Annotated in this window: 3 protein-coding genes; all 3 read right to left on the minus strand. The window is 65.9% G+C overall.

Annotated features, from left to right (window positions below; translation table 11 throughout):
- On the minus strand, positions 1-1,001 hold a 1,001-nt coding region (locus tag JMF90_RS33625; protein ID WP_236598089.1), incomplete at its 3' end, for an acyltransferase.
- A gap of 219 nt (positions 1,002-1,220) precedes the next feature.
- Positions 1,221-1,865 carry a glutathione S-transferase family protein gene (locus tag JMF90_RS33630; RefSeq protein WP_201317225.1) on the minus strand — a complete coding sequence of 215 codons (645 nt, stop codon included), beginning with the start codon at positions 1,863-1,865 and terminating at the stop codon, positions 1,221-1,223.
- A gap of 103 nt (positions 1,866-1,968) precedes the next feature.
- On the minus strand, positions 1,969-2,378 hold a 410-nt coding region (locus tag JMF90_RS33635), incomplete at its 5' end, for a porin (RefSeq protein ID WP_201326040.1).

The raw sequence follows: 2,378 nt of genomic DNA on the forward strand, positions 1-2,378 counted from the left end.
GGGGACGCCGGTACGTTTCGCCACGCGAGGGCGACCGCGACCAGCACGGGCGGATGGATGACGTAGATAGCGTACGCGCGTCGCGACAGCGGCCGCCACGCGCCCGTCAATGTGTCGAAGCGCTGTTGAAAACGATCGACGAGAAACAGGATTGCGCCCCACGCGACCAGCGGCTCCCAGAATGCGTAGATGACGTCCTGCGGACGGCCGCGCCACGCGGGCACGTGCTTCGCGATCAGGTAGGCGACCGGCAGGACCGGCAACGCCATGAGCGCGATGCGTGACCAACGTCGGACCTGCGGTGCCGGCAGATGCTCGATCCAGTGCGCGCGCGCCGTCCGGCAACCCGCTGCGTACAACACGACGTAGCTCGCGAAGTAGCCGAGCTGCAGCCCCCATACGTTGATACCTACCGGCCATCGCGACCGTAATGCCAGTGCCGCGATACCGGTGAGCAGTGCCGCGGCGGCCAGCGTCGTGTCGGAAGGGACGCGCGCGACGCGGTTCGTATCGCGCGCCACGGTGCGCGGGAAGACGATATGCAGCAGCGCCGCCGCCGCGCTGAAAATCAGCAATGCCTCGGCGAACCACATCGGTCCGTTTTCGAACGTGCCTTTTCGCCACAGATGTCTCAGCGTATCTGGAAACGGATGACCCGCGCCCGACTGAGCCAGAGCAATCGTCGCGGGGCCGATCAGGAAGCCGTAGACGAGCAACGGCAGGCCAAGCCGGAGAGACCGGTCGGCGAGGAAGCGGACGGCGCCCTTGCGCTCGATGGATGGCGGCGTGTAATAGCCCGCGAGGAAAAAGAACAGGCCCATGAAAAATGCCTGGTTGATCGCGCAGAAGAGCGTCAACAGCGCGGACGCCACCGACGGGCCTGCGGCCACCTCGTGGTAGTACCACCCGCCGACTGCCCCGTACGTGATCGCGCAATGGTGAAAGACCACCAGCAGCGTCAGGCAGGCCCGCAACGCGTCCAGCCCGGCGTTTCGATGCACGGCAACTGCGTTGTCCTTCCGAGAAGCGAACTCGACCGGAACGTCCTGGGCGCTCATCATCTTGCCTGCGTGGTTGGTCAGTCATGACCCGCTTGGCTACGATCGTCGTCGCGGCGACGTATGCCTATCCGGCGGGTGTGCAAGTCGGCAACATACGCGGTTGTTCTTACAACCATCCAACAAGCCGCTCCACTGCCGGCGCAACAGTCGATCAGTCGCTCAGCCAAGCTTGCCGCGCAGATCGTCGAACGGAATCATCACGTTCGTGCGATACGCGGGTCGCGCCTTCAGGCGTTCGTACCACGCCACGACATGCGGCACGTCGGGCCGCGCGATATCGAGTTCGAAATACCGGTAAAGGTGCGTGCCGGCCGCGATGTCGGCGAGCGTGATCGCGTCGCCCGCGAGAAACGGCTGCCCGGCCAGCACGGTATCGAGCACCCGGAAATACTGCGCGCATTGCGCGATGCTCTGCTCGACGCGCACGGTGTCGCGCTGCTCGGGCGGCGTGCGGTAGTAGTCGCGGAACACGCCGTTGAGGAATGCCGGCTGCAGCGTGGTTTGCGCCCAGTCCATCCAGCGGTCAGCCCGCGACTGCTCGGCGGGATCGTCGCGCCAGAAGCCGGGGCGTCCGTAACGCGCGGCGAGGTAGCGCAGGATGCTGTGCGATTCCCACACGACGGTACCGTCGTCGTCGATCACCGGGATGCGCCCGTGCGGGTTCATCGCGAGGAATGCGGGTGTATCGAGCACGCCGAACCGGCCGCCGGCCGGCACGTGGCGATGCGCGAGCGCGAGCTCGTCGACGAGCCACATCACTTTCTGGACATTGAATGCGTTGCGTCGTCCCCATACCGTCAGCATGCCGGGCTCCCTGTGTCGTGACGAACGTGAAGAGGGACAGTGTAAACGCGGCGGGCGCGCACCGCGGTGCGCGCCCGCCGGCGATCGTCGTGCAGCGTGACGATCAGAACTTGTGGCGAATGCCGACGATCGCGAGTTCCTGCGTATCGGTGCCGGAATTCACGCCGTACGAGCCGACCGACGCGGCCGCTTTCACGGTCGCGCCGCTCGCGTTGAGCGTGTTGCCGCTCGCCTTCTGATAGCCGAACAGCGCATACAGGTCGGTGCGCTTCGACAGCGCGTAATCCGCGCCGAGGTTGACCTGGTTGTAGTGCGCGGAAGCCGGGCCCGTCAGCGACGTGTAGTTGTAGCCGACGCCCGCGCGCAGTGCCGGCGAGAACTGCCAGTTGAAGAATGCCGAGCCGTTGTTGAACTTCGCGTTCTGGCTGAATGCCGACAGCGTGTCCGCGCCGTACTGCGTGTTCGAATACGCGAGGCCGAAGGTCGCCGGCCCGGCCACGTACTGGCCGGCCA

The sequence above is a fragment of the Burkholderia sp. E168m23 genome, assembly GCF_016586125.1.
GTDB classification, from domain to species: Bacteria; Pseudomonadota; Gammaproteobacteria; order Burkholderiales; family Burkholderiaceae; genus Burkholderia; species Burkholderia orbicola.